The sequence below is a fragment of the Streptomyces sp. NPDC030183 genome (genome assembly GCF_055573455.1).
This window is the reverse complement of the sequence record NZ_JBVIBK010000018.1, coordinates 193705-214022: the sequence shown is the minus strand read 5'-3', so window position 1 is coordinate 214022 and position 20318 is coordinate 193705. Positions and strand designations below refer to the sequence as shown.

Genomic DNA, 20318 nt, shown 5'->3' with positions numbered 1-20318 from the left:
CGACCCGAGTACGTCCAGTACACGGGTCAGGGCCCGGCACGCCGAGAGCACGCACCTGACGCCGCGGGGCCGCCCTCCGGGCGACGGCGGGAATGCGACGACAGGGCCTAGGCGGATCATGGGCACACCTGACCGATCGGCGCAATGGATTCACTCGTGCGAGTGAAGTGGTGCATGCTTCGGCTTGGCCGTGCCGGGCAGCGCGCCATCCAGGAAAGGGGGGACACCGACCGAGCCTGGAGGACGCCGTGCCCGAGGGGACCGACAACGGATACGCCACCCCGGAGCGAGGCCGTGACGAGACGGCGGACGAGCGTGCCGACCGGCGCTGGGGCGAACTCATCCAGGAGGTGCGGGTCGCCCAGACCGGGGTGCAGATCCTCTTCGGCTTCCTGCTCACCGTCGTGTTCACCCCGCGCTACACCCAGCTCGCGCAGACCGAGCAGACCATCTACATCGTGACGGTCGTCCTCGGCGCCGCCGCCACCGGCGCCCTCATCGGCCCCGTCTCCTTCCACCGGATCGTCGCCGGCCGGCGCATCAAACCGGCGGCCGTGCTCTGGGCGGCCCGGCTGACCGTGGTCGGCCTGATCCTGCTGCTCGCCACGATGACCGCCGCACTGCTGCTGATCCTGCGGGTGGCCACCGACGACGGCTATGTGCCCTGGCTGGTGGCGTGCGTACTCGTCTGGTACCTGCTCTGCTGGTTCGCGCTGCCGGCCTGGATCCGCCACCGTCACGCCGGCGGGTGACGTCCACGACTGGCGCGAATGGTGGTGTTGCCGCTGAGGCAGGTGGTGCGCCAGCGTGACCTGCCATGGACCCTGACCACAGCAGTCCCGCCCCGCCCCTGACCCGCCGTCAACTCCTCGCCGCCACGGGCGCCGCAGCTGTCCTCGGCGCCGCGGCCACACCGACCCCCGCCGCCGCCCGAGAACGCGCCGCCACCGCCGCCGGCCCCGCCCTCACCTTCACCCGGGCCACCAACGGCTCGGCCACCCTCGCACCCGGCGGCGGCCCCCTGATCGCCGAAATCCAGAGTGGGCTGTGGTCCCTGCCCCGGGGCGGCGGCAAGGCGGTCCCCCTCACCCCGGCGGGACTGGAACCCAACCGGCCCACCTGTTCCCCGGACGGCTCCCTTGTCGCCTTCTGCGCCTACCGGGGCGGCGGCTTCCACCTGTGGACCATGCGCCCCGACGGCTCCGGCCTGCGACAGCGCACCCACGGCCCCTGGGACGACCGGGGCCCGGCCTGGTCGCCCGACGGCACCCGGCTCGCCTTCGGCTCCGAACGCGGTGGCGACCCCGTCACGGGCAGCCCCTACCGGGTCCACGTCCTCGACCTCGCCACCGGCGACATCACCCGCGTCACCGGTCTCTCCGGCCAGGACGGCCCCCTCCAGGACGGCGCCTGGGAGGACTTCGACCCCACCTGGTCACCCGACGGCACCCGACTGCTGTTCGTCCGCGCCAAGGTCGTCACCTCCGCCACCGGCACCGGCACCGGCGTCGAGTCCCGGACCATCGCAGCCGTCGCCGCCGACGGCAGCGGACCGGTCACCGTCGAACACACCGAGATCGAGGCCGCGCAGGTCATGACGCCCGCCCTCGCCCCCGACGGCCGCCGCCTCGCCTACCTGCGCACCACCGCCTCACCCAACGGTTCGTGCACCCTCGTCGTCGACGGCGCGCCGGTCCGCGTCACCGGCGACATCGCACCCGTGCCGCCGCGCTGGACACCCGACGGGGCCCTGCTGATCACCCTGGACGGACAGTTCACCCTGCTGCGCCCCGACCACCCCGACAGGCCCGACACCATCCCCTTCGAGGGGGTGCTCCCGGTCGACCGGCCGCGCTACCGCGTCAAGGAGTACGACCTCGGGGAGGCCCGGGTCCGGCCCGTGCGCGGCATCCACCTGCCCGCCCTGTCGCCCGACGGGCGGAGCGTCGCGTTCGCCGCCCTCAACGCGCTCTGGCTGGCCGGGACATCCGGCGGCCGCCCCCCGAAGCGGCTGCGGACGTCCCCGCCGACCCGCTACCTGCTCGCGCCCTCCTGGGCACCCGACGGACGGTCCCTCGTCTACGCCGACGACCGCGACGGCCTGCTCGGCGTGTACCGCCACGACCTCGCCACCGGCGAGGAGACCGCCCTCGCCACCGGCGGCCGTGTCATGCCCGCCCTCTCGCCCGACGGCCGGCGGCTGGCCTGCCTCGACCTGACCGGGCGCCTCGTCGTCCGCGACCTCGCGAGCGGCGGGGAACGCGTCCTGGCCACCCCCCTCGGCGGGGGCGGACTGCCCGGCAGGCCGTCATGGTCGCCCGACGGGAGGTACCTCGCCCTGTGCGACCGCAACCGTCTCGGCGCCCGCTTCCGGGAGGGTTACAACCTCATCCGCGTCGTCGACACCACGACCGGCGCCGACCGGCTGCACGCCGTCGCCCCGCACACCTCCATCGCCGACCGCTACGACTCCGGGCCCGTCTGGTCGCCCGACGGCCGCTGGATGGCCGTGATCGTCGAGTCCGCGCTGTGCCTGCTGCCCGTCGCACCCGACGGCACCCCGCGCGGTGAACCGCGCACCCTCACCACCGAACCCGCCGACCACCCCACCTGGTCCGGCGACTCCAGGACCCTCCTCCATCTCTCCGGCGCCCGTCTGCGTCTCCTCGACATCGCCGACGGCCACGCCCGCACCGTCCGCGTGCCCCTCGACCGCCACCGGACCACGCCCGCCGACACGGTCGTCCACGCCGGGCGGCTCTGGGACGGCACCGGCGACACCGTCCGGGAGGACGTCGACATCGTCGTCCGCGGCGGCCGTGTCACCGCCGTCGAACCTCACCGGGCCGGCCGCCGGGCCGCCCTCCACCGGGTCGACGCCTCCACCCACACCGTGCTCCCCGGCCTGTGGGACACCCACACCCACCCCTGGCACAGCACCTACGGCAGCCGCCAGGCCGCCGGGCAACTCACCTACGGCGTGACCACCGCCGTCTCCCTCGGCGGCTTCGCCTACGAACAGGTCCGCATCCGCGAGGAGGTCGCCGCCGGACGGCTCGCGGGACCCCGGCTGCTCACCACCGGTGAACTCCTCGACGGCGCGCGCGTCGCCTACAGCATGGGACGCGCCCACCGGACGAGGCCGGGCCTCAGGCGCTCCCTGGAACGGGGCGCCGCCCTCGACTGGGACTTCGTCAAGACCTACGTCCGGGCGCCCGCCTGGGTGATGAGCGAGGCGGCCCGCTTCGCCCACGAACGGCTCGGCGTGCGCACGGGAAGCCATCTGCTGTCACCCGGCGTCCAGCTCGGCCAGGATCTGACCACCCACCTCCAGGCCACCCAGCGCGCCGAGTTCGGGCACGCCATCACCACCACCGGCCGCGCCCACCAGGACGTGGAGGAGATCTACAGCGCCCAGGGCGTCGGCTTCTCCCTCATCGCCACACCCTTCACCGCGGCCCCGCTGCTCGGCGCGGACCCCTCCCTCGCCGACGATCCGCGGGTCACCGTCGTGATGCCCCCCTGGGACGCCGTCTTCGTACGGCAGTCCGCGGGCACCCCGCCGACGCCCGCCCAGCTCGCCGCGCTGCGCACCGAGACCGACGTCTACCGGCGGATCCTCGCGGCCGGCGGTCTGGTGGCCCTCGGTACCGACCAGCCGCTCGGCCCCGTCGGTCTCTTCCTCCACCTCGCCCTGCGCGCCCTGCACGAGGGAGGTCTGAGCCCCGCCGAGACCCTGCGCACGGCGACCGTCATGCCGGCCCGGCTGTTCGGTCTCGACGACCACCTCGGCACCGTCGAGCCGGGCAGACTCGCCGATCTGACCGTCGTCGACGGCGACCCCTTCACCGACTTCGCCAGCCTCGTGCGGACGGTGGCGGTCCTGCGGGGCGGCACCCACCACACCACCGAGGACCTGGTGGCCGCGTACCGGCCGACCGCACGCCGGGCGAGGGCCGCCGAGAGCGAGGCGCACTGGCTGGAGGTGGGCCGGCTGATGCGCAGGGACGGATGCTGCGACGCCCACTGAACGACCACGGTGCCGGGCGCCCGGACGGACGGTGTGGTCAAGCGCCCTGCCCGGCAGGCCAGGTGACCCGCACCAGTGCCGCGGGCGTCACAACCCGAAGCGTCGTGACCATGCGTCGATGTCCGCCGGGGTCGTGTTGCCCCCGCACACGACCAGGCCGATGCGGGCCCCCTCGCCGACCCGGTCCACGACCTGCCGGGCGGCCGGCAACAGACAGCCGGCGGCGGGTTCCGCCCACACCTTGGCGTGCTCGGCGAGGTCGAGGACACCGCGGACCGCCTCGGCGTCCGGCACGACGAGGACGTCCTCCACGAGCGCGGACACATGGTCGTACGTGAGACGGGAGGCGGAGGGCGCGCTGAGCGTGGTGACGACCGAGGAGAGATCGACGGTGACGGGCCCGCCCGCCGCCAGGGCCTCGCTCATACAGGTGGCACCCCCGGTCTCCACGCCCCAGACGCGGACCTCCGGGCGCAGCGCCCTGAACGCGGCGGCGACACCGGAGATCAGACCACCGCCGCCGATGCTGACGAGCACGTCCGTCACCCGCCCGGCGTCTCCCAGGGCCCCGGTGTCCTCGGCGAACTCCAGGCCGACGGTGCCCTGACCGGCGATCACCACTTCGTCGTCGAACGGATGGACGAGGGTGAGGCCCTCCGCCCGCATCCGCTCCGTGAGCGCGAACGCCTCCGCCATGCCGTCGGTGAGCCGCAGCGACGCGCCGGACGCCTCGACGAGGTCCGTGGACCGCCTGGGCGCCGTCCGGGACATCACCACGGTCGCCTTGATGTGCAGGGCCGCAGCCATGTGGGCCAGGGCGATGCCGTGGTTGCCGCCGCTCACCGCGATCACGCCGGCGGCCCGCTCCGCCTCGGTCAGCGACAGCAGCTTCGCGGTGGCGCCGCGGGCCTTGAAGGAGCCGGTGCGCTGGAGCAGCTCCAGCTTGGCGGTCACCGGTACGCCGAGGAGCTCGCCGAGCCCCGGGCTCGGTACCGTCGGTGTCCGCACGACATGATCCGCTATCCGCTCGGCCGCCGCCCGGATCTCGGAGATCCCGATCAACTCACCCACCCCGTTCCACGATGCGTGTCCGCCCCCGGCCGGGCCGACATACTGCCCCCGACCTTGATCCAGGATGGCACCGAGGTCAAGCGAGGTCGGGCGGCCGGGCCGTGGGCCGATCGCGGATCAGTAGGGTGGGCCCGGTACGGGCTTCGCACCAGGGCCCGGGGGGAGGCCGCCGTGTTGTTCGGGACGCGGACCGGATTCGGTCTGGAGTTCCCCGTCGAGCGGGACCCGGGGCTGGTGTGCGTCGATGTCTTCGTGGGCGGGCTCCATGTGAACACGTGGGACAACGCGTTCTACCCGCCCCTGCTGGTCAAGAAGTTGAGGGACGAGCTGAGCCGCTTTCGCGCGCCGACCGCGCCGCCGACGGGCTTCACCTCGCCCGCGGAGTCCTTCCGCATCGCCGAGGAGTGGCTGTACGGCGACGCCGGTACCGTGACCCGCTCCGGGGCGGATACGGAGGCGGGGGAGCGCCTCGCACGGTGGGAGTTCCTGGAGTGGGGCGAGTGCACGGACCAGGTGACGGCGTTCGCGTTCCCTGACGGAGACCAGGTGCACCTGGCCTGCCGGGTACGGGACGGCGGCGAGGCTCGTGGCGTCGAGGCCCGGTGCGACCCGACGGTGGTGTCGGTGAGCCGCACGGCGCTCGTCGAGACGCTGGAACGCGGCCTCGTCGTGGCCGAACGGGAGTGGGCCGCCCGGCTCGCCGCCACCAGTCCCCGCGGCCGCCGATGAGGCGCGCGTCCGAGCCGCCCGGCGCCCGCTCGGCTCACCCCAGGTGCCGCGCCCAGTCCGACGGCACGCGGCCCGCGGGCCCCGGTGCCGGCTGGTCCGCCGGGTGGCTGTGGGGTGGTGCCAGGTCGGGGCCCGACTCGTACATCTCGGACGTCTCGTAGTTCCAGAACCATGTCTCGCCGGGCTCGTAGCTCTGGACGAAGGGGTGCCCGGCGGCCGAGGCGTGCGCGGTGGCGTGCTTGGCGGGGGAGGAGTCGCAGCAGCCGATGTGCCCGCACTGGGCGCAGCGCCGCAGGTGGAACCACCAGCCGCCGGCGGCGTCGCACTCCACGCAGCCGTCCCCGCTCGGCGGTACGGCGGGATCGATCCCGGCAGGCAGGCTCATGACGTCTCCTCGGGCGCGTCGGATCCGGGCGCGTCGGTCTCGGGGGCGAGGGTGAGGTCGAGGTCCGGCGCGGGCGCCGTCAGCGGCAGGAACACCTGGAAGCGGGTGTCACCGGGTTCCGAGTGGACGTCGATGTGCCCGTGGTGCTTGTTGACGACGATCCGCCAGGAGATGTCGAGGCCCAGCCCGGTGCCCTGACCGACGGGCTTGGTGGTGAAGAACGGGTCGAAGATCCGGCCGCGGATGGCGGCCGGGATGCCCGGTCCCGTGTCCCGGAACTCGACGAGCAGCTGGTCGCGCTCGTCGCGGGCCGTGCGTACCGTCAGCGTGCCCTCGCCGCCGGTGTCGTTGATCGCCGCGACCGCGTTGTCGATGAGGTTCGTCCACACCTGGTTCAGCTCGCCCGGGTAGGCGGGGATCCTCGGCAGTGCGCGGTCGTACTCCTTCACCACCCGGATGCGCTCCCCGATCTTCCCCGACAGCATCAGCAGCGTGCTGTCGAGCAGTTCGTGCACATCGGCGTTCTGGTACGGGGCCCGGTCCAGCTGCGAGTACTGCTTCGCCGCGTCGACGAGCCGGCTGATCCGGGTCGTGGAGTCCTCGATCTCGTTCATCAGCAGCTCGGTCTCGACCGTGTAGTTGAGCCAGCGCACCGCCCCTTCGAGGGTGTGCTCGTCCACGGCCGTCGCGACCCGGTCCAGCCACGTGGTGTCGAGCCCGGCCTGCACGAAGTTCGGGGCGAGCTGCCAGCCGCCCGCGATGCCGTGGTCGTCGAGCCAGTCCGTCAGCTCGTCCTCCCGGTCGGCCGCCTCCAGGGGGCTGAGCGCAGTCGCCTTGGCGACCTGCTCGGCGGTCCGCTCCTGCAGCTCGACCAGCGACTCCAGGGTCTCGCGCCGGAACGGCCCCGAGGCGATGGCGCCAAGCTTGTGCCGCATCGCGGCCACCCGCTCCCGCAGCGCGGAGGTGGCCCGGACGGCCGCCGCGGCCGGGTTGTTCAGCTCATGGGTGAGTCCCGCCGACAGCGACCCGAGCGCCAGCAGCCGCTCCCGCTGACCGATGGTGCGCTGGGTGTTCTGACCGCCGAAGAACAGCCCCTCCAGCAGATGCACGGCCATGGGGAACCACTCGCGCATGATCTCCGCGAACGAGGCGGAGGGCAGGATGAAGAACCGCGACGGCTCGATGACCCGCATCGACCCCTTGTAGCGGGCCTGGTCGGCCTGGTCGCCCAGATACGCCTGGAACGCGCCCGCGTACACCCCGCGCTGCGAGGTGCGGTTGAGTTCCACGTCGTCGTCGCCGACCTGCCGCGACATCACCAGCGTGCCCTCCAGGAGCACGAAGAAGCAGGTCGCGGGCTCGCCCTCGCGGTAGACCCAGCCGGGTTCGAACCGCTCGACCCGGCCTTCGCGGCACAGCCGGTCCAACTGCTCGGGCGACAGCTTCTCGAACAGGAACAGGGTGCCGAGCTCCGCCCGGTCACAGGCCAGCGGCTGCCCGCTCACGACGGCACCCCAGGCGCCCGGGCGGTGCTCATGACTGCTCCAGATAACGGTGCACGAGCATGACGGCCATCGCTCCCTCTCCCACGGCGGACGCGACCCGCTTCGCGGACTCGTACCGGGCGTCCCCGGCGACGAACACGCCGGGCACATTGGTCTCCAGGTGGTACGGCGGCCGGTCCAGCTCCCATCCGGGTGGCGGACTCCCGTCCGCGGTCATGTCGGGCCCGGCCAGGATGAAGCCGCGCTCGTCGCGCAGGACCGTGCCGTCCAGCCAGTCCGTCAGCGGCTCGGCGCCGATGAACACGAACATCCACTGCGCGTCCACCAGTTCCTCGTGCCCGCTCGCGAGGTCCCTGAGCGTGAGCCGCTCCAGCTGGTTGGCGCCGTGCGCGGCCTCCACGACCGTGCCGGTGCGCACGAAGATGTTGGGGGTCTGAGCGAGCTGCTGGATCAGGTAGTGCGACATGGACGCCGTCAGCGACTCTCCGCGGACGAGGAGCGTCACCGACTTGGCGCCGCGGGACAGGTACATCGCGGCCTGCCCCGCCGAGTTCGCGCCGCCCACGATGTACACGTCGTGCCCCTGGCAGGCGGCGGCCTCGGTGAGGGCCGAGCCGTAGAACACCCCGCAGCCGTTGAGGTCGGAGCAGCCCGGCGCGTCGAGCTGCCGGTACGACACACCGGTCGCCAGGATCACGCTGTGCGCGGCGACCACGGAGCCGTCCGAGAACCGGATCGTGCGCGCCGCCCCGTTCACCTCCAGACCGCTGACCTCGCGGGCGGTGAGGATCTCCGCGCCGAACTTGGCGGCCTGCCGCCGGGCCCGGTCCGTGAGCTGGGCGCCCGACACCCCGTCGGGGAACCCGAGGTAGTTCTCGATGCGTGAACTCTGCCCCGCCTGGCCCCCGGTCGCCGACCGCTCGACGAGCAGGGTCCGCAGCCCTTCCGACGCCCCGTACACGGCCGCGCCCAGCCCGGCGGGGCCGCCGCCGATGACGACCAGGTCGTAGAACTCCTCGGCGGGTGTCGTCGCCAGCCCGACCCGCTCCGCCAGCTCCTGGTCCTCCGGCGCCACCAGCGGCGTACCGTCGGGGGTGACCACGAGCGGCAGCCGTCGCCCGTCCGCGCCGGCCGCGGCGAGCAGCCGTCGCCCCTCCGGCTCGTCGGACGAGAACCAGCGGTACGGCACCTGGTTGCGGGCCAGGAACTCCCGGACGCCCGAGGACCGCGCCGACCAGCGGTGCCCGACCACCTTCGTCGTGCCGACACGGGTCCGGTCGGCCGCCCGCCACGCCTGCAGCAGATCGTCCAGGACCGGATAGAGCTTCTCCTCCGGCGGGTCCCACGGCTTGAGCAGATAGTGGTCGAGGTCGATCACATTGATCGCGTCGATGGCCGCGCTGGTGTCGGCGTACGCGGTGAGCAGCACCCGGCGCGCCCCCGGATACACGTCCAGGGCCTGTTCCAGGAACTCGATGCCGTTCATCTGCGGCATCCGGTAGTCGGCCAGGACGACCGCCACCTGGTCCCCGCGCAGCTTCAGCTCCCGCAGTGCCTCCAGGGCCGCCTCGCCGGACTCGGCCCGCACGATGCGGTACGACTCGCCGTAGCGCCGTCGCAGATCCCGGGCCACCGCACGAGACACCCCCGGATCGTCATCCACGGTGAGGATCACGTTGCGCGCCGGGCCGACCGTCTGAGTCATATGCCTCCCACCCCGAACCAATCCACTCATCGTATGTTCGGATGTTCGGATTCGCTCGGTTTCGTGGGCGCGGCCCCGGCTCGCCGACCGCCCCTCAGGTCGTGCGTCCCGAGAGCACGCAGAACTCGTTGCCCTCGGGGTCCATGAGCACGACCCAGGTCTCGTCGCCCTGCCCGACGTCCGCGTGCCGGGCGCCGAGGGCGAGGAGCCGGGACACCTCCGCCGCCTGGTCCACGGGGCGGAAGTCGAGGTGCAGCCGGTTCTTCACGGTCTTGGCCTCCCGGACCGGGGTGAACAGCAGCCCCGGCAGGCGGTCGGGCTCCGGACGGATCTCGTACTCCTCGGGCGAGTCGTTCACGACCACCCACCCGAGCGCCTCGGCCCACCAGCGCCCGAGGGCCACCGGGTCGGCGGCGTCCACCACTACCTGCTCCCAGTTCAGGTCCATGCCGCGAGGGTAGTGAAGACTGGGCCCGTCAGCCTGATGAGACGAAGAAAGGTGGCCGATGTCGACGCGCCCGATCACCGCCGCAGTGGACGGTACGCCCGAGAGCCTCGCCGCACTGGCGTGGGCCGGCCGGGAGGCCGTACGCCGGGACGTACCGCTGCGGGTGGTGCACGCCTGGCAGTGGCAGCCGCACGAGGCGATCACCGTGGACCGGGACGGACAGGCCGGATGGGCGCGGGACGCGCTCGCCGAGGCCGTCCGCGGCGTCACCGGGCGGCACCCGGGCCTGGAGGTCTCGACGGACCTGGTCGAGGGGCCGCCGGTGGAGTCCCTGACCGCCGCGGCGGAGCACGCCGAGTCCCTGGTGCTCGGCTCGCGCGGCCACGGGGCGGTGGTCGGCTTCCTCCTCGGCTCCGTCGGACAGCAGGTCCTCGTCGACTCTCCGCGTCCCGTCGTGTTCGTCCGCGCGGGCGACGAGCCCTCCGCGGAGGCCGCCGGACGCGAGGTCGTCGTCGGCCAGCACGGCTCACCCGAGGACAGCGCCGCCACCCTGCGGTTCGCGTTCGAGACCGCGGCGGCCCGGGGCGCCACCCTGCGCGTCGTCCGCGCCTGGACGCTGCCGCCGCTGTACGCGTACAGCCCCGGCTCGCTGAAGCTGCTCGACGAGGCGGGCGGCCTCGAACCGTACGAGAAGAAGGCGCTGGCCGCCGCGCTCCAGCCGTGGCGCGAGCGCTTCCCCGGCGTACCGGTCACCGAACACGTCGAGATCGGCAGCGCCGGTCAGGTGCTGCTCTCCGTCGCCGGGCACGCCCAGCTGATGGTCGTGGGCCGCCGGGCCCGCCGCACGGCCGTCGGCGCCCGCATCGGCTCGGTGGCCCACGGCGTCCTCCACCACGCCCCGTGCCCGGTGGCGGTGGTCCCGCACGGGACGAGCGCCCAGGGGTGAGCCTCACATCGGCGTGACGTCGTCCACCGGCGGCGGCAGCACCGCGCGGGCCTTCGGCAGGACGTTGTCGATGTAGTCCTTCACGGCGATGTCCAGCCCGATGTCGTGCTGCGCCCGCTCCGACAGATACCAGCGGTGCTCCAGCAACTGGTGGTAGATCTCCGCCGGGTCCATCGAGCCGCGCAGCTCCGGCGGCACGGCCCGCACGGTCGGACGGAACACCTCGCGGACCCAGCGGTGGGCCAGCACCTCGGGGCGGGCGCCGAGGGGATCACCGGGGGCGTAGTCGTCCTGGGTGGCCATCCAGCTCTCCAGGTCGGTCAGCAGCCGGCGGGCCTGGTTCTCCTCGGTGTCCAGGCCCGTCAGCCGCAGCAGCTGCCGCTGGTGGTGACCCGCGTCCACCACCTTCGGCACGAAGGTGACCGTGTCGCCGTTGGAGGAGTGCTCGATCTGCATCTCGGCCACGTCGAAGCCCAGGTCGTTCAGCCGGCGGATCCGGCGCTCGATGTAGTGGTACTTCCCGGCCGGGTACACCGAGGTGCGCGTCAGCTCCTGCCACAGCCTGCGGTAGCGGGAGCAGATCTCGTTGCCGAAGTCGATCGGGTCGACCGACGGGTGCAGCGCCCCGGACGCCTCCAGGTCCAGCAGCTCCCCGCTGATGTTCACCCGGGCCAGGTCGAGGTCGTACTCCCGCTGCCCGGTACTCAGCTGCGGGTGCAGATCGCCGGTCTCGGCGTCCACCAGATACGCGGCGTACGCGCCCGCGTCCCGCCGGAACAGGGTGTTGGACAGCGAGCAGTCGCCCCACGCGAACCCGGTCAGGTGCAGCCGCACCAGCAGCACGGCCAGCGCGTCCATCAGCCGGTGCATCGTCGCCGGACGCATGGTCGTCTCGAACATCGAGCGGTACGGCATCGAACCCCCGAGGTGCCGGGTGATCAGCACCGGCTCCAGCGGATCGCCGGCGTCGTCGGTGCGGCCGGTGACCACGCCGAGGGCGTCCACGGCGGGGATGCCGAGCCGGTCCAGGTCCCGCAGCAGCTGGTACTCGCGCAGCGCGGGCCGCTCGGCGAGTTCCTTGACGGCGATCACCTCGTCGCCGGCCCGGGCGTAGCGCACGACGTGCCGGGAGATACCGCGGGGGAGCGGTACCAGGTGGTGCTCGGGCCACTCCTCCAGGGGCAGGTGCCAGGGCAGTTCGAGGAGCAGCGCGGGGTGTTCCGGATTGGTGGCGCTGATCTGCAGTGCCATGGGTCCTCTGCCTTCGTCTCACGGTCGTACGGGTGCGCGCGGTCGGGCGGAGTACCGCCCCCGCCGGAGCATCTCCGCATCTGAGGGACCGTTTCGTCAACAGAGAGTGAAGCAGAGACGTACACCGGCGGCACGGGCGGACGCGGCAGACGGCCCCCTCGTCACCGGCGGGGGCGGCGGAAGACGTCGTCGGCGTCGTCCCAGCCGGGCAGGTCCTCCGCCACCGAGCGGCGGGCGGCCCGCGCCGAGGTCGCGTACATCGCCTCGATCTCCGCCGCGTACCGCTGCACGATCGCGTCGCGGCGCAGCTTCATCGACGGCGTCAACATGCCGTTGGCGAGGTCGAACGGCTCGGGGAGGATACGGAAGACCCGGATGGACTCCGAGCGCGACACCGTGCTGTTCGCGGCGGCGATCGCCCGCAGCACCTCCTGCCGCAGCGCGTTCTCCTCCCGGGCCTCCGGGCCCATCAGTTCGTTCGCGGGGCCCAGCGCGCCCCGCCAGTGCGCGAGGAACTCCGGGTCGAGCGTGATCAGCGCGCCCACGCAGGGCCGGTTGTCGCCCACGACCACCGCCTGGTGGATCAGCGGGTGCATCCGCAGCTGCTCCTCCAGCGGCGCCGGGGCCACGCCCTTGCCGCCGCTGGTGATGACGATGTCCTTCTTCCGCCCGGTGATCGACAGATAGCCCTCGGAGTCCAGCCGCCCGATGTCCCCGGTGGACAGCCAGCCGTCCTGGAGAGCGGCCCGGGTGCCGGCCTCGTCGTTGACGTACCCCTGGAACACCGACGGTCCGTTGACCAGGATCTCCCCGTCCCGCGCCACTCGGATCTCGGTGCCCGGCAGCGGCCGGCCGACGGTGCCGAACTTCTCCCGGCCCACGGGCTGCGCGGTGATGCCCCCGGCGGTCTCCGTCAGGCCGTACCCGTCGTGCACGAGGATCCCGATACCGGCGTAGAACAGCGCGAGATCACGGTTGAGGGGAGAGCCGCCGGAACAGCCGCCGCGCACCCGGCCGCCGAGCGCGGCACGCAACTTGCGGTACACCGTCTTGTCGTAGAACGCGTGCTGGAGCCTCAGATCCATGCCGGGACCCGGCCCCGACGCGAGGCGCTGCCGCTCGGCGGCGAGCGCGTAGTCCTGCGCGGTGCGCACCGCGCGCTCGAACACGGCGCCCCGGCCCGCCTGCTGGGCCTTGCGCAGGAAGTTCTTGTAGATCTTCTCGAAGACGTAGGGCACGCCGTACAGGAACGTGGGCCGGAACGACAGCAGCGCCGCCGACAGCGCCCCCTCGCTCAGCTCCGGCTCATGGCCGAGCAGCATCCCGCCCCGCAGGCACATCCCCTGGATCATCAGGCCGTAGACATGGGAGAACGGCAGGAACGCGAGGATCGCCGGCTGCTCCCCGGGCGCCGCCGCGGTGTGCCGCCACCCGGCGAGCAGCACGTCGCAGGGGCTCGCGAGACTCCGGTGGGACAACGCGCAGCCCTTGGGGTGACCGGTCGTGCCGGAGGTGTAGGCGATCACCGCCGTCGAGTCGGGCATCACGAGGCGGCGCAACGAGTCCACCGTCGCGTCCGGCACGTCCCGGCCGGCGTCCACCAGCTGCGGCAGCGCGTCGGCGTCCAGTTGCCACACATGGCGCAGCAGCGGCAGCTCGGCGCACACCGAGCCGACGGTCATCACGCCCTGCTCGTCCTCCACGACCACGCCCACACAGGCCGCGTCCCGCAGGATCCACTCCACCTGGTCACGCGACGACGTCGGATAGATCGGCACGATCTCCGCGCCCACCGACCACAGCGCGACACCGAGCACCGTCCACTCGTAACGGGTCCGCGCCATCACGGCCACCCGGTTGCCCGGCCGGATCCCGGCGGCGACCAGCCCCTTGGCCAGGCTCACCACCTCGTCCCGCACCTCCGCCGAGCCGAGCGGCGTCCAGGTGCCCGGTGCGGCGGGGTCGCGGCGCGCGATCTGCGGCAGCGCGGGATCGCGTTGCGCCGTCTCGAACAGTGAGTCGGCGAGCCCCCCGGCCATGACCGGGGCCGCCGACGGAGCAAGGCCGAACGTGCTCATGCGCTGCTCCCCAGACCTTCCCTGCGCGCGATCCCGCCGACGGTGCGGCGACGGCGGTGATCGAACGTAGCGTACGGCGCCGACACACGCGCACGGAATGGAGAAGTCGTCGCCATGTGACGGAACGGGCGCGGCGCCCGCGCACCTCCGCACAACGGGCGGCGGACGTGATGTACGGCACGTGGGGGACCCCCGCCCGGACCCCTCGGCGGGAATCGTCGCTGCACACGGCTTGATCACGTCTGACCGGCGGTGATGGCCTCATCCGGCATCCCCCGCGGGTGTGGCACTGTGGTGCGCGCGAGCGCGGGAGTCGTCCCGCCGGCGTGGAGAGGTGGACGGTGCGCGAGCCCAACGTGATCGGGGACTGGCAGGAGTACGACGGCGACCTGGCCGGCCTGCGCGTGCGCGTCCACGGCCTGGAACGCGCCGAACCGCCGCGGGGCGGCGACGACGCCGCCGAGGGCCTGACGTACTTCCGGTTCCGGGTGACCGTGGAGAACCGCGGCACCGGCCACGTCGGCCTCCACCTGGAGGACGGGCAGCTCGACATCCGCACCGGCCCCGACGGCGAGAGCGCCTTCCTGGACTGGCGAAACTCCACGTTCATCGAGGGCTTCGACCTCTACCCGCTGCGCCGTGCCACGGCCGTCCTGTACGCCGCCGCCCCCGAGGCGCAGCTCCTCCAGCTCGACATCCAGGTCCAGCTCCGGGCCGACGAGGAGTGGACCGAGCGCTATCTGTGGTCCGGCGGCATCGGCGTCGACGAGGACCTCCTCGACCCGGCCTCCGGCACCGTCCGGGACAGCCTCGCCGGGCAGATCAGCGCGTTCCTCCACGAGGAGGCGGAGCGGGGCGCGGGCTGACCCTGCTGCGCTACCGCGTGCCGAGGCGGGCCTCGGGGGTCGGTATCCGTTCGAGGACGCCGCCCGCGAACACGTCGTACAGCGGCAGCGTCTCCAGATGGACGTAGCCGATGTGGCAGTCGCACACGGCCAGCGGGCAGAGGCGGGGCGCGAGGGCCGCACGGTAGGAGCCGTCGTACAGGTTGCCGAGCTCGTCCCGGACGAAGTGGCACCGTCTGACGGTCCCGTCACCGTCGACCGACACCACCGTCGAACCGGTACGGCACGCGCGGCCCCCCGACCGGTGCGGATGGCGGCTGAACGGGAACAACGGGTCCACGTCGGTCCAGAGCGCCGCCTCCTCGTCGGTGTAGGTGCGGCCTTCGGCGGCGTTCACCCACAGGTACACCTCCGCCGGCAGCTCCGCGCGCAGCCTGCGGGCCTCCGCCAGATGGTCCGGCAGCCCCACGATCCCCACACTGAAGCGGACCCCCATCGCGGTGAGCCGCCGGGTCTTGCCGAGGAAGCGCTCGTACGGTGTCTGACCCGGGTGGTACGTGCACCACAGCGCCACGGTGTCCCGGTCGGCCTGAGCCAGCCACTCCGTGCGGCAGCTGAGGTTCGTCTGGATCGCCACCCGGTCGATGTGCGGCTCGTGGGACAGCTCGACCAGTGCCCGCCGGTACCAGGACCGCGTCAGTCCCTCCCCCCACGGGGTGAAGAGCAGCGAGAGCCGGTCGCCGGTCTGCGCGCGCGCCCAGCCGGTGAACCGGTCCAGCGCCGCGCGGTCGGCCCGCAACTGCTCGGTCGTGTCGCGGCGCTTGGCGAACGGGCAGTAGGGGCAGTCGTAGTCGCACGAGGCGAGCGGGCCCCGGTACAGGAGGGTCAGGTCCATGGCGGCCGTCACTTCAGCTCGTAGTCGGCCATCGCGGCCCGAACGGCGGGGGAGAAGAAGTCGGGACCGATGGCGTCCGAGTGCGCCAGCCCCTCGTCGGACAGCTTCAGCATGTCCCCGCCCGTTTCGACGAGCCAGCCGCGCGCGGCCAGCCGCTCCAGCTCCACCGGGAAGTCGTCGTGCGGATCGGAGCCGAACCGCCGCCGGTAGTCGGCCACCGGCAACCCCTGCGCCTGGAGCAGCGACTGCAGCAGATGACGCCGCCGCGCCTCGTCCTCGTCGACCTCGCGGCCGTGCACGGCCCGCCCGAAGTCCTCCGTGGCGGTGTAGTCGTCGATGATCCCCCGGATCTCCCGCATGGCCACCGCGTAGTCGAAGGAGTAGTGCAGCCTCGACGTGTACGAACGGGCACCGCAGCCCAGGCCGATCATGCCGTCGGTCTGGCAGGCGTAGTCGTCCGGGCCCTGCGGCGGCGCGTCCGCGCGGCGGAACATCCGCATGGAGACCTGCTCGTACCCCTGGGCGAGCAGATGGTCGCGGCCCTCCCGGTAGCGGCGCAGCCGGGCCTCGTCCCAGTCGCGGTCCGCGATCGCGGGGTCGGCGTGCCGGCCCAGACCCGTCAGCGGCCGTACGTACAGCGGGTACAGATAGATCTCCTCGGGCCGCCAGGCGAGGGCCGAGTCCAGGGAGAGCCGCCAACTGGCCGCCGTCTGCCCGTCGATGCCGTAGATCAGGTCGATGTTGAGGACGGGGATGCCGGTGTCGCGGACGCGGGACAGCGCCGCCTCCACATCGGCACGCCGCTGCGGTCGTACGGCCGCGCGCGCCTCCTCCTCGACGAAGCTCTGCACCCCGAGGCTCAGCCGTGTCGTGCCCCGTGCGGCCAGCACGGACAGCCGGTCGGCCGTCGCCGTGGCGGGGGACGCCTCCACCGACAGCGGGACGGCCCGCAGGTCCGCGCCCATGTGCCGCTCGGCGATGTCGCAGAGCCGCTCCAGCTCGGCGGCCTCCAGGAAGGTCGGGGTACCACCGCCGAACGCGGCGTTCGCGAACCGTACCGGCTCCGTGTCGCCGAGCGCCTCCCGGACAGTGATCGCCTGCCGCTCCAGAGCGTCGAGGTAGCGCCCGGTCAGCCCGTCCGGGGCGCCGATCCGCGTGAACAGGTTGCAGAAGCCGCAGCGCACCTCGCAGAACGGTATGTGCGCGTACAGCGACAGGGCCGCCTTCGGCTCGCCCGCCCACAGGTCGGAAAGGAGCGGCCGGTCCGGGAGCCTCCGGTAGGCCGTCTTGTGCGGATAGGCGTACACGTAGTGCTGGTACGGGCGAACGGGGGGCGCGGTCACGGTCGCGGTCATGCGGACGGCTCCAGGAAGAAGTGGCTGTACGGGACGGTCCACACGGCCTCGTGGCCCAGCCGGTGCCCGGTGTAACCGTCGTCGCCGTACGTCGTCCCGTGGTCGGAGCAGACGACGGCGAAGCAGCGGCGCCGCGCACTCATGGCGGCGAACAGCCGTCCGATGTGCCGGTCGACGTACTCCAGGGCCGCCGCGTGCGTGGCCAGGCTGTCGCCCGCCTCGCGGGTGGCGCCCGGCAGGTGGAACCAGTTCGGCTGGTGCAGTGCCGAGACGTTCAGGAACAGGAACAGCCGCTGCTCCGGCGGCAGTCCCGCCACCACCTCCTCGGCGCGGGTCACCTGGGCCTCGAAGGACGTCGGGGAGGCGACGGAGAACTCCGGCTCCCAGTGGCTCTCCTGGAACAGGTTTGGCAGGACGCTGCCGAGCGCCCCCTGCTTGTTGAAGAACCCGACACCGCCGACGCACACCGTGCGGTAGCCGCGCTCGGCGAGCGCCGACACCAGGTCGGGGCCGTCGAACACGAAGGTATGGCCGGCGGTCGTCTCACTCCCGGCGAACCGGCTCGCGAACAGGCGGGGGTGCGGTCCCGGAGCCGCCGGGGTCGGCAGGAAGCCCGCGAACATCGCCTGGTGCGAGGCGTAGGTGAAGCTGCCGGGCGCGTGCCGCTTCTCCCAGACGCCGCCGGGCAGACGGGCGGTCAGGTTCGGCAGCCGGCCGGCGGCGGCGAGCTCCACCGCCACGTCGTACCGCAGGGTGTCGAGGGTGACCAGCAGCAGGTCGTCCCGGCCCACCACCTCGTTCATGTCGGGCGCCGGCTCGGCGTCGGCTGCGGGCAGCCGGGTGGGCAGGGCCGTTTCAGAAGGGTGCATGGTCTTTCCTCGCCTGGGGGTGGTGCGTGAGCGCCGACGGCGTCCGGTCCCGTACGGCCGCGATCTGCGCCGTGTAGGTGTCCAGGCCCTCCGCCGGGCCGCCCGGCAGGCCGGTCAGCCGGGGCAGCAGATCGCCGAAGGCGTTGACCTCGCCGACGGCGAAGCGGCGCCAGCCGATGGCCGGGAGCAGATCCACGCCGACGCTCAGGGTGCCCGGGAAGCAGGCGGCCGCCCGCTCGCAGATGTCGAGGGCCTGGCGCCAGCGGTCGCCCGCCGCGTCGACGACCGACGTCAGATCGCCCCGCGCGCCGCCGAGGTGGAGATTGGTCATGGGGAAGCGGCTGGTGCGGACCACGGCGTGGGTGGCCCGGCCCGCCACGACCAGCACGCGCAGATCGGCGGACCTGCCCTGCGCGGACGCCTTCGGCAGCCACCGCTCGATGTGCAGCCCGTCGGGTGCGAGCGCGTCGACGATCCCCGCGATGTCGCGTTCGTCGGTGTACCGGCGCACCCGCAGCGAGTTGTGCAGCCGGAGCGGGGCGCGCAGCCGGCCGTCCGCCGCCACCTCTACGGAGGTGGTCGCCCTGATCCGGCCGCTCGCCGACGACTCGACGGCCAGTACACCGGACGCCGACGAGCCGTGCGCCGGCTTCACGAAGACACGCGGCATGCCGTGCTCCCGCATCACCGCCCGTACGTCGTCCCAGCCGCGCACCGCCCTGGAACCCCCCGAGGTGGGCGAAGGCGGCACCGGGACACCCGCCGAGTCCAGCCGGGCGTGGCACAGCCGCTTGTCGAACAGCACCGCCAGCTCCGCCGGATCGTCCAGCCGCAGCCCGCCCCGCAACGACCCGACGGCGTCGAGGAAGCGTCCGTACCAGGTGGCCGAGCCCTCCACGCGCGTCGGATCGTCGACGCCCCGCAGCAGCCGGTCCACCTCGGCGTTCTCACCCGGCGAGTCCAGCCGCACGATCTCGTCGTCGGCGAACGCGTGGCCGCCGTCGCGCAGGACGTCCCGCCACTCGACGATCCGCGGCGTCCCCACGCCCGCGGCCTCGGCCGCCTGGACGAACAGCGCGACCCGGCGGTTCTCGCCGTTGCCGACGACCGCCCACCTGAACGGGCCCGCGCCCGCACCCCACCGACCGGACACACCGGCCCCCCTCACTTCGATCCCCCGAAACCCCGTGCCCCGCTCCGTTACTCGCCCACCGCGACGAAGCGCCAGACCGTGCCGTCGTCGTCCTCGTCGGAGTCCGCGTCGTCCGGGTCGACGTCGACCTGGACGCCCTCGGCCTCCAGGGAGTCGCGCAGGCGGTCGCGTATCGCTGAGCTGAGGTAGTTGTGGTGCAGGTCCAGCGTGGTGAGGTGGGTCAGCGGCTGCCCGGTGAGCAGCGCGGTCGCGCCGTCGTCGGTGAGCACGCCCATCGACACGTCGAGGACGTCGAGGCGGGCCACCACCGGGGCGGCGGCCAGCGCCCCGCAGATGTCGTCCTGTATCTCGCTGTTGCGCAGCGCCAGGTGCTTGAGGGCGGGCAGCCGGGTGCCCGCCAGGATGGGTGCCAGGTCGGCCACCTCGGAGTCACCGCCGTACTCGGAGGTGCCGAGCCACAGGTCGAGGTGGACGAGGGCCGGCAGATCACTCGCCGCCACACCGCGCACCGCCTCCGCGGGCATGCCGCCGGTCTCGACGGTCAGCTTCCGCAGCCGCTCATGGCGCAGCGCCGGGAAGACGAGGCCCTGACCGCCGCGCACACCGAACTCCTCCAGCTCCGTGAAGGCTTCGAGCAGCGGGCCGACGTCACCCTGGTTGATCCAGGAGATCTCGCACTCCTCCATCACGATGTCGCCGAGGAACAGCGCGCGCAGCGCGGGCAGCCGGTCCTTCGCCGCGACCAGGGCCTCGATCACCTGCTCGGGCCCGCTGTCGTACGCCTCGCTCCACGCGCCCACGACCAGCGCCCGCACCCTGGTGGTGTCGATCGCGGACAGGAACCGCGCGAACGCGTCCTCCCACGCCTCTTCGCTGTCGTACGTGTCCACGGCGACGGACCAGGCCACCTCGCCCGGAGCGGGCAGTTGACCGGTGCCCTCGGGTCCCTTCACCGAGTCGGGGAACTGGACGACGGGCAGGTCGTGGAACTCCCGCAAGTGGCTTCCGATGGTCATGTGTGCCCGCCCCTTCGTTCCATGTCGGTGGGCAGGA

Annotated in this window: 17 protein-coding genes; 5 read left to right on the top strand and 12 right to left on the bottom strand. The window is 73.0% G+C overall.

All coding sequences use genetic code 11. The annotated features are described in order from the left end of the window. The first annotated feature begins 248 nt into the window (after window positions 1-248). Together ACZ4Z2_RS22870 and ACZ4Z2_RS22865 are read left to right on the top strand one after the other, a co-directional pair. Window positions 249-752, top strand: a complete 504-nt coding sequence (locus tag ACZ4Z2_RS22870) for a DUF6328 family protein (RefSeq protein ID WP_468078486.1) — start codon at window positions 249-251, stop codon at window positions 750-752. 65 nt (window positions 753-817) lie between these two features. Further along, a complete protein-coding gene (locus ACZ4Z2_RS22865) occupies window positions 818-4030 on the top strand; it encodes an amidohydrolase family protein (protein ID WP_468078485.1) in 3213 nt (1070 codons plus the stop codon). A gap of 87 nt (window positions 4031-4117) precedes the next feature. Here the strand turns inward: ACZ4Z2_RS22865 and ACZ4Z2_RS22860 are convergent, their stop codons facing one another. Continuing rightward, the gene (locus ACZ4Z2_RS22860) at window positions 4118-5092 is read right to left on the bottom strand and encodes a pyridoxal-phosphate dependent enzyme (protein ID WP_468078495.1); all 975 of its coding nucleotides are present in this window, start codon (window positions 5090-5092) and stop codon (window positions 4118-4120) included. 180 nt (window positions 5093-5272) lie between these two features. Between ACZ4Z2_RS22860 and ACZ4Z2_RS22855 the strand changes: the two genes are divergently transcribed. Next, on the top strand, window positions 5273-5830 hold the full coding sequence (locus tag ACZ4Z2_RS22855; RefSeq protein ID WP_468078484.1) for a hypothetical protein: 558 nt from the start codon (window positions 5273-5275) through the stop codon (window positions 5828-5830). A gap of 34 nt (window positions 5831-5864) precedes the next feature. On the opposite strand, the gene ACZ4Z2_RS22850 is transcribed toward ACZ4Z2_RS22855, so the two are convergent. The 4 genes from ACZ4Z2_RS22850 to ACZ4Z2_RS22835 form a co-directional block, all read right to left on the bottom strand. Beyond that, window positions 5865-6215 (bottom strand): UBP-type zinc finger domain-containing protein, encoded by a 351-nt coding sequence (locus ACZ4Z2_RS22850; protein ID WP_468078483.1) that lies wholly within the window; start codon window positions 6213-6215, stop codon window positions 5865-5867. Further along, complete coding sequence (locus ACZ4Z2_RS22845) at window positions 6212-7720, bottom strand: ATP-binding protein (protein ID WP_468078482.1); 1509 nt, start codon at window positions 7718-7720, stop codon at window positions 6212-6214. Before ACZ4Z2_RS22845 ends, ACZ4Z2_RS22850 begins: the two co-directional genes overlap by 4 nt. Before the next feature lie 28 nt (window positions 7721-7748). Then, window positions 7749-9425, bottom strand: coding sequence for an NAD(P)/FAD-dependent oxidoreductase (locus ACZ4Z2_RS22840; RefSeq protein WP_468078481.1), 1677 nt, complete (start codon window positions 9423-9425; stop codon window positions 7749-7751). A 94-nt stretch (window positions 9426-9519) separates the two neighbouring features. Beyond that, complete coding sequence (locus ACZ4Z2_RS22835) at window positions 9520-9873, bottom strand: VOC family protein (protein WP_468078480.1); 354 nt, start codon at window positions 9871-9873, stop codon at window positions 9520-9522. Between the two features lie 58 nt (window positions 9874-9931). Here ACZ4Z2_RS22835 and ACZ4Z2_RS22830 point away from each other — a divergent pair, with 58 nt between their 5' ends. Further along, entirely contained in the window at window positions 9932-10819 is an 888-nt protein-coding gene (locus ACZ4Z2_RS22830) for a universal stress protein (protein WP_468078479.1), read from the top strand. 3 nt (window positions 10820-10822) lie between these two features. Here the strand turns inward: ACZ4Z2_RS22830 and ACZ4Z2_RS22825 are convergent, their stop codons facing one another. Beyond that, window positions 10823-12070: a DUF4032 domain-containing protein gene (locus ACZ4Z2_RS22825; protein WP_468078478.1), complete on the bottom strand. Its 1248-nt coding sequence runs from the start codon at window positions 12068-12070 to the stop codon at window positions 10823-10825. 161 nt (window positions 12071-12231) lie between these two features. Beyond that, on the bottom strand, window positions 12232-14148 hold the full coding sequence (locus tag ACZ4Z2_RS22820) for an AMP-dependent synthetase/ligase (RefSeq protein ID WP_468078477.1): 1917 nt from the start codon (window positions 14146-14148) through the stop codon (window positions 12232-12234). Between the two features lie 341 nt (window positions 14149-14489). On the opposite strand from ACZ4Z2_RS22820, the gene ACZ4Z2_RS22815 reads away from it, so the two are divergent. Further along, on the top strand, window positions 14490-15014 hold the full coding sequence (locus ACZ4Z2_RS22815; RefSeq protein WP_468078476.1) for a hypothetical protein: 525 nt from the start codon (window positions 14490-14492) through the stop codon (window positions 15012-15014). A 10-nt stretch (window positions 15015-15024) separates the two neighbouring features. Here ACZ4Z2_RS22815 and ACZ4Z2_RS22810 read toward each other — a convergent pair whose 3' ends face one another. From ACZ4Z2_RS22810 to ACZ4Z2_RS22790, 5 genes are read right to left on the bottom strand one after another with little or no spacing between them, the layout of a single operon-like run. Beyond that, entirely contained in the window at window positions 15025-15888 is an 864-nt protein-coding gene (locus ACZ4Z2_RS22810; RefSeq protein ID WP_468078475.1) for an STM4011 family radical SAM protein, read from the bottom strand. Between the two features lie 8 nt (window positions 15889-15896). Continuing rightward, entirely contained in the window at window positions 15897-17243 is a 1347-nt protein-coding gene (locus tag ACZ4Z2_RS22805) for an STM4012 family radical SAM protein (protein WP_468078474.1), read from the bottom strand. After that, entirely contained in the window at window positions 17240-18046 is an 807-nt protein-coding gene (locus ACZ4Z2_RS22800) for an STM4013/SEN3800 family hydrolase (protein ID WP_468078494.1), read from the bottom strand. Before ACZ4Z2_RS22800 ends, ACZ4Z2_RS22805 begins: the two co-directional genes overlap by 4 nt. 52 nt (window positions 18047-18098) lie before the next feature. Next, complete coding sequence (locus ACZ4Z2_RS22795) at window positions 18099-19265, bottom strand: STM4014 family protein (protein WP_468078473.1); 1167 nt, start codon at window positions 19263-19265, stop codon at window positions 18099-18101. A gap of 47 nt (window positions 19266-19312) precedes the next feature. Further along, window positions 19313-20281 (bottom strand): STM4015 family protein, encoded by a 969-nt coding sequence (locus ACZ4Z2_RS22790; protein ID WP_468078472.1) that lies wholly within the window; start codon window positions 20279-20281, stop codon window positions 19313-19315. Between the last annotated feature and the right edge of the window lie 37 nt (window positions 20282-20318).

Excerpts from the sequence above, each read along its gene's own strand:
- ACZ4Z2_RS22840 (WP_468078481.1), bottom strand. The coding sequence starts at position 9,425 with ATGACTCAGACGGTCGGCCCGGCGCGCAACGTGATCCTCACCGTGGAT.
- ACZ4Z2_RS22850 (WP_468078483.1), bottom strand. The coding sequence starts at position 6,215 with ATGAGCCTGCCTGCCGGGATCGATCCCGCCGTACCGCCGAGCGGGGAC.
- ACZ4Z2_RS22865 (WP_468078485.1), top strand. The coding sequence starts at position 818 with ATGGACCCTGACCACAGCAGTCCCGCCCCGCCCCTGACCCGCCGTCAA.
- ACZ4Z2_RS22820 (WP_468078477.1), bottom strand. The coding sequence starts at position 14,148 with ATGAGCACGTTCGGCCTTGCTCCGTCGGCGGCCCCGGTCATGGCCGGG.
- ACZ4Z2_RS22810 (WP_468078475.1), bottom strand. The coding sequence starts at position 15,888 with ATGGACCTGACCCTCCTGTACCGGGGCCCGCTCGCCTCGTGCGACTAC.
- ACZ4Z2_RS22800 (WP_468078494.1), bottom strand. The coding sequence starts at position 18,046 with ATGAACGAGGTGGTGGGCCGGGACGACCTGCTGCTGGTCACCCTCGAC.
- ACZ4Z2_RS22790 (WP_468078472.1), bottom strand. The coding sequence starts at position 20,281 with ATGACCATCGGAAGCCACTTGCGGGAGTTCCACGACCTGCCCGTCGTC.
- ACZ4Z2_RS22835 (WP_468078480.1), bottom strand. The coding sequence starts at position 9,873 with ATGGACCTGAACTGGGAGCAGGTAGTGGTGGACGCCGCCGACCCGGTG.
- ACZ4Z2_RS22805 (WP_468078474.1), bottom strand. The coding sequence starts at position 17,243 with ATGACCGCGACCGTGACCGCGCCCCCCGTTCGCCCGTACCAGCACTAC.
- ACZ4Z2_RS22825 (WP_468078478.1), bottom strand. The coding sequence starts at position 12,070 with ATGGCACTGCAGATCAGCGCCACCAATCCGGAACACCCCGCGCTGCTC.
- ACZ4Z2_RS22830 (WP_468078479.1), top strand. The coding sequence starts at position 9,932 with ATGTCGACGCGCCCGATCACCGCCGCAGTGGACGGTACGCCCGAGAGC.